The sequence below is a fragment of the Nonomuraea pusilla genome, from assembly GCF_900109355.1.
Taxonomy (GTDB): Bacteria; Actinomycetota; Actinomycetes; order Streptosporangiales; family Streptosporangiaceae; genus Nonomuraea; species Nonomuraea pusilla.
Window position 1 is genome coordinate 228,585 of the sequence record NZ_FOBF01000014.1, and the last position, 6,000, is coordinate 234,584.

Annotated in this window: 5 protein-coding genes and 2 rRNA genes; 1 reads left to right on the top strand and 6 read right to left on the bottom strand. The window is 71.4% G+C overall.

Going from position 1 to position 6,000, the window contains the following annotated elements:
• Positions 1 to 217: 217 nt before the first annotated feature.
• From ndk to BMX74_RS27315, 4 genes are all read right to left on the bottom strand, one after another.
• Positions 218 to 628, bottom strand: a complete 411-nt coding sequence (gene ndk / locus BMX74_RS27300) for a nucleoside-diphosphate kinase (RefSeq protein ID WP_091103566.1) — start codon at positions 626 to 628, stop codon at positions 218 to 220.
• A 473-nt stretch (positions 629 to 1,101) separates the two neighbouring features.
• A complete protein-coding gene (locus BMX74_RS27305; RefSeq protein ID WP_091103567.1) occupies positions 1,102 to 2,799 on the bottom strand; it encodes a hypothetical protein in 1,698 nt (565 codons plus the stop codon).
• 11 nt (positions 2,800 to 2,810) lie between these two features.
• Positions 2,811 to 3,152: a DUF4233 domain-containing protein gene (locus BMX74_RS27310; protein ID WP_091103569.1), complete on the bottom strand. Its 342-nt coding sequence runs from the start codon at positions 3,150 to 3,152 to the stop codon at positions 2,811 to 2,813.
• Positions 3,149 to 4,444: a bifunctional folylpolyglutamate synthase/dihydrofolate synthase gene (locus BMX74_RS27315; RefSeq protein WP_055506270.1), complete on the bottom strand. Its 1,296-nt coding sequence runs from the start codon at positions 4,442 to 4,444 to the stop codon at positions 3,149 to 3,151. Before BMX74_RS27315 ends, BMX74_RS27310 begins: the two co-directional genes overlap by 4 nt.
• A 195-nt stretch (positions 4,445 to 4,639) precedes the next feature.
• Between BMX74_RS27315 and BMX74_RS27320 the strand changes: the two genes are divergently transcribed.
• Complete coding sequence (locus BMX74_RS27320; RefSeq protein ID WP_091103571.1) at positions 4,640 to 5,443, top strand: dioxygenase family protein; 804 nt, start codon at positions 4,640 to 4,642, stop codon at positions 5,441 to 5,443.
• 250 nt (positions 5,444 to 5,693) lie between these two features.
• Here BMX74_RS27320 and rrf read toward each other — a convergent pair.
• Together rrf and BMX74_RS27330 are read right to left on the bottom strand one after the other, a co-directional pair.
• A 5S ribosomal RNA gene (gene rrf, locus BMX74_RS27325) occupies positions 5,694 to 5,810 on the bottom strand.
• A 60-nt stretch (positions 5,811 to 5,870) separates the two neighbouring features.
• Positions 5,871 to 6,000 (bottom strand): 23S ribosomal RNA (locus BMX74_RS27330); the annotation flags it as partial.

The window sequence follows — 6,000 nt, forward strand, 5'->3', positions numbered from 1 at the left end:
GCCCGGAACCGGGTGGGACCACGGCCGGGCGAGGGGGCCTGGAGGCGGCGTAGCGCTCACCAGCCCCCCCGCCCTCACCGCGGGCGTCGCTCCACTCGGAAACGGACGTCGATCCGCTCAGACGCAGTCGGCGTCGATCCGGTCAGACGCGGTCGGCGTAGATCCGGTCAGACGCGGTCGGCGTCGGTCCGGTCAGAGGCGATCCGGGTGGATCGGCTCAGAAGCGGTCGGGGAAGAAGATCTTGATCTCGCGGGCGGCGGACTCGGGCGAGTCGGAGCCGTGCACCACGTTCTCGCCGATCTCCAGGGCGTGGTCGCCACGGATCGTGCCGGGCGCGGACTTCACCGGGTCGGTGGCGCCGGCCAGCGCGCGGAACGCCTCGACGGCGCGCGGACCCTCGAGCACCATCGCGACCAGCGGGCCGGAGGTGATGAACTCGACCAGCTCGCCGAAGAACGGCCGCTCGGAGTGCTCGGCGTAGTGCGCCTTGGCGGTCTCGGCGTCGAGGGTGCGCAGGTCCATCGCCACGACCTTGAGGCCCTTGCGCTCCACGCGCGAGATCACGTCACCGATGAGGCCGCGCTTAACCCCGTCGGGCTTGATCAGGACAAGAGTGCGCTCGGACACTGGTGGTTCTCCTTCGAACAGGTTTGAGATCGCGGCTTCGGGCGCCTGGCCTGACCGCCAGAGCGCCGTCGCGGGGCTCCCGCCCTCGCGTCGCCGTACGTCTGGGCCACTCAGCTTACCGTCCCCGGCCCGCGTCCTCGATGCGAGCGACCTCCGCCCCCGCGGGCAATCCACCGCATGCGGGACGGGACCATCAAGCCCGCCGCAGGACGAGCCCGGCCACCACGCCCTCCGCGCGAAGCCAAGCTCCAGTCCCGGCACAGGCAGAACCGCTTGCGCCTGCACCACCCAGCGGACGCCTCCCCTGCCGCCGATCCACGCCGACGAAGGCCGAAGCCACAACGACCGGCCGACGGGAGGCGTCCCCGTGCCGGGATAGGCGGGAGGCCGTGGACGGCACGGCCCGTCGGCGTCGCGGCCAGGCGGGATGCCCGGAGAGCGCCTTCTACGTGACGTCACCCGAAAGGGGCGCGTCAACGGGGCGTGTCGTCCTCCGGTGATCCGGCCTGAGGCGGGACCGCCGGCATCGGGCCGGTGGACGTCGCCTGCTCGTCGGCCTCCTGCTCGCCACCCGTGGCCCGCCCGAACGCCCCGGCGGAGGGAACCGGGGGGAGCGTCTCCGCCCCACCGGCAGGCCCGCCGCCGTACGCCTCGTGGCCGGCCTCACCGTACGACGCGCCATACGCCTGGTACCCGGCGGTCTCGAAGCCCGCCGTCTCCGGACGGCTCCCCTGCCCGGTGTCCGCGCCGTACGAGCCGTCGAGGTCACCAGCCAGGTCATCGTCCGGGTCATCGTCCACGTCACCGTCGGGTTCGGCGTTCCGGGCCAGCAGCGCGGCCAGGACGATCAGCGCGACCACGAGGAACCCTCCGACGAGCGCCCACCAGTGCAGCGCGCCCACGAACCCGTCGACCAGCTCCTGCGCCGACCGCACGCCGCCGAGCATCGCCATCTGCACGCCGGTGCCCAGCAGGTAACCCGCCAGGACCCCCGCGAAGCACAGCGACAGCCCGAACAGCGCCCCGCCCGCCCGCACCTGGCCGAGCGCCGACGTCAGCGCCACCGAGGCCCCCACCGCGAGCAGCGTGAACGGCACCGCCAGCACCAGACCGTCGGGCGCCGGCACGACCACGCGCACCGAGCACAGCCCGACCACCATCGCGAGCAGCCCGAGCGACGTCAGCCACCGCCCGCCGCCCGGCGACAGCCGCACGGCCACGCCCGCGGCCACCGCGAGCAGCCCCGCGACCCCGAACGGCACCCACAGCCCCCGCAGCCCTGGACCGCCCAGCCCGCCCATCTCCACCAGCGTCACCTGCGCGGCGCTCGGCAGCAGCACCACGCCGACCGCCACCATCGCGTACGACGACACCCGGCTCACCGCCGTACCGGTCGAGGCCAGCGCCAGCAGCGCCACCACGGCGAGCCCCGCGAGCACGATCACCAGCGTCGCGCCCCACCCTTGGCTGGCGGTCGCGATCGCCACCGCGGCGATGCCCGCCGCCGGCACGGCGGCCAGCAGCAGCCGCCGCGTCTCGGCGGCGCTCGGCCCCGCCGTCTCCGGCCGCCCTGACAGCGCCGACACCACCAGGTACGCGGCGCCCAGCCCCAGCGCCACCCCCGTCACCATGGGGTACGGCTGCAGCGTGACCCGCCAGTCGGTGACGGCGTCGAGCGGCCACAACGCCAGCCCCTGCGCGGCGAGCAGACTCAGCGCGAACACGCCTGCCCACACCCCGCGCAGCGCCGGGCGGCCGTGCCACACGGCCGCCAGCGAGGCGGGGACGACCAGCCCCGCGCCGACGCCGTGCAGCACCCTGACCACGCCGATGACGAGCTCGGACCCGGCGTAGCCGCCGGCGGCGTCGGCCACGGCCAGCAGCGCCAGCCCCGCGACCACGAGGTGAGCGGGACGGAACCTGCGCAACGCCGCCGCGGCGAGCGGGACGGTGAGCATCAGGGCCGGCAGCGCGAGCCCGTGCGTACGCATGAGCGCGACCCGGTCGATGTCGGCCGGCAGCAGCCGGGCGACGACGGAGAGCGTGTTGGGGACGGCCACGATCGCCAGAGGCAGCGCGGCCACGACGAGCAGCCCTAGCACGACGTCGAGCAGCCATGCGGCGCTCTGGCCAGCCTGGTCCTGCGACCGCTGGATTGGGGGGACGGCCATGTAGGCCGACTTTAGCGGGAAGTCACGCCCTCGACACGGCGAGCGACGATAATCGCCGTGATCCACAGCGCCGTGAAGATCGTCCCGAGGAAGAACATGGCCGGGACGAGGAAGCCCGTCGCGATCGCCAGCACCTGGGTGACGCTGCCGAGCACGTACCCGAACGGCTTCTTGAGCAGGCCCGCGGCCACCACGCAGAGCGCGGCGAGCCCGAGACCGGCCGTGAACGCCAGGCCGGGGGTGACGCCGCCGACGGAGATCGCCACCGGCGTGAGCAGGCCGGCCACGATCGCCTCCATGCCGAGCACGCTCGCCCCCAGCCTGCGCATGCCCGGCGTGACCTGGAAGTTCATGGCCGGGCCTCCGCCTTCAGCAGGAACCGGGCGTCTCCGGCCGTGACCACGGAACCGGTGATGAACACGCCCGTGCCGCTGAACTCGCCCTCGGCGTCGGCCATCGCGATGCCCCGGTCGATGGCCTCGTCCAGGCGGTCGGCGACGTGCACACGGTCCTCGCCGAACAGCGACCGCGCCAGCGCGGCCAGCTCCTCGGGAGGCATGCACCTGGGGGACGAGTTGCGGGTCACGATGATCTCGTCGAGCACCGGCTCCAGGAGGTCGAGGATGGTCTCGACGTCCTTGTCGGCCATCACCGCGACCACGCCGACGACCTTCGCGAAGTCGAACGCCTCGTGCAGGGCCTCCAGCGTCGCCTGCATGCCGCCGGGGTTGTGCGCGGCGTCCACGACGACGGTCGGGTTGCGCCGCACGACCTCCATGCGTCCCGGCGACGACGCCTGCGCGAACGCCTGCCGCACCAGCTCGACGTCCAGGGGATCGTCGCCGCCGGTCAGCGCCTCGACCGCGGCCAGCGCGCAGGCGGCGTTCCCCGCCTGGTACGACCCGTACAGCGGCAGGTACACCTCGTCGTAGACGCCCTTGAGCCCGCGCAGCGTGAGCAGCTGGCCGCCCATGGCCACCTCGCGGCTCAGCACCCCGAACTCCAGGCCCTCACGCGCCACCACCGCGCCCACCTCGACGGCGCGCCGCATCAGCACCTCGGCCGCCTCCAGCTCCTGCTGAGCGAAGACGGCGGTGCAGCCGGGCTTGATGATGCCGGCCTTCTCACCGGCGATCGTCGGGATGTCGGGGCCGAGCCTGTCGGTGTGGTCGAGCGAGATCGGGGTGATGACGGTGACGGTGCCGTCGGCGACGTTCGTCGCGTCCCAGGAACCCCCCATGCCGGCCTCGATGACGGCGACGTCCACCGGCGTGTCCGCGAACGCCGCGAACGCCATCGCCGTCAGCAGCTCGAAGAACTGGATGCGCCGGTGGCCCTGCGCGTCGGTCAGCTCGACGTACGGGAGGATCTCCTCGTACACCTGGGCGAAGCGCTCCTCGCTGAGCGGCTCGCCGTCCACCGTGATGCGCTCACGCATCGACACCAGGTGCGGGCTGGTGAAGCGCCCCACCCGCAGGTTCCGCTCTTTGAGCAGCGCCTCGGTGAGGCGCGCCGTGCTCGTCTTTCCGTTCGTGCCCGCGATGTGTATGACGGGGTACGCCCGCTGCGGCGAGCCGAGCACGTCTAGGAGGGCCGCGATCCTGTCGAGCGTCGGCTCGAAATCCCACTCGACGCCACGCTCCATGATCGCGCGTTCAACCGCACGATAGTCCACCCCTCAACCCTACTGACCGCGCACCGCACTCCCGACCCCGCCCGAACACTCGTCCATATCGCCGGGTTAATAGAACACTGGAAGTATTCACCCCGGAAACCGGCTGCCACCGTGGAGGACAGCCCGCCCCACCCCCCGGCGGGCCGCTCTTCGAGGAGGCACACAGTGGAAAGCGAGCACACTCGCGAGGAGAAACCCGGCATCACCAGGAAGACGCTGTTCAAGGCGGCTCTCATAGCGACCCCGGTGCCCCTGCTCATCGGACAGGTCCCCGCACTCGCCCGCGACGCCGCGGGCACCGGGCAGACCCTCACCCCCACCCCGTACTGCGACGACGGCGACGACCCCACGCCCCCTCAGATCGAGGGCCCCTACTTCAAGCCGAACTCCCCCCAGCGGAGCGTCCTCCCAGGGGCGGGAACCACGCTCACCCTCAGCGGCTACGTCTTCGGCCTCTCCTGCCAGCCCCTCGCGAACGTCCTGCTGGACTTCTGGCAGGCCGACAGCAACGGCGCGTACGACAACGTCACCTACAACTTCCGCGGCCACCAGTACACGAACGCGCAGGGCGCCTACAAACTCACCACGATCGTGCCCGGCCTGTACCCGGGCCGTACCCGGCACATCCACGTGAAGGTCCAGGCCCCGAACCAGCCGATCCTCACCACGCAGCTGTACTTCCCCGGCGAGCCGCGCAACAGCACCGACACCATCTTCGACCCGGCACTGCTCATGACCGTGCGGACCGTCGGCACCGGCCGCGAGGCCACGTTCGACTTCGTGCTCAACGTCAAGGGCGGCCCCCCGACGAGCCCGCCCCCGGGCGGCGGAACCTGGCAGGCAGGGGTGACCTACCAGGCGGGCGACCAGGTCACCTACGGTGGGGCGACGTACCGGTGCCTGCAGGGGCACCTGTCACAGGCGGGTTGGGAACCACCCAACGTCCCGGCCCTGTGGCAGCGCGTCTGACCTCCTGGTCCCCGGAAACACGAGAGGGCCACCCCGCCGGCGGGGTGGCCCTCTTTGCTTGTTCACGCACAACCCAAGAAACCCGAAACCGAGACTCCGCCGCCGGCCATCGGACCGTCCGGCGAGCACCAACGTCGGGCAAACGCCAGAAGGGCCGCCCGCCTCCCCGGAACAGGGAAGCAGACGACCCTCGACGGAAACGAGAAAAGGCCCCACGCGTAGGCGTGAGGCCCTTTCTCATCTAAAGTTTGTGCGGCGGCGACCTACTCTCCCACACCCTCCCGAGTGCAGTACCATCGGCGCAGAGAAGCTTAACTTCCGGGTTCGGAATGTAACCGGGTGTTTCCTTCCCGCCATAACCACCGCAACACCACGAGACCGTTTGCTGTCTCAGAATTGCGTAGCGGACGCGAGCAAGAAAAGCTTTATGGTCAAGTCCTCGGCCTATTAGTACCGGTCAGCTCCACACGTTACCATGCTTCCACCTCCGGCCTATCAACCCGGTCGTCTACCGGGGGCCTTACCCACTCTCGTGGTGGGAGACCTCATCTCAAGGC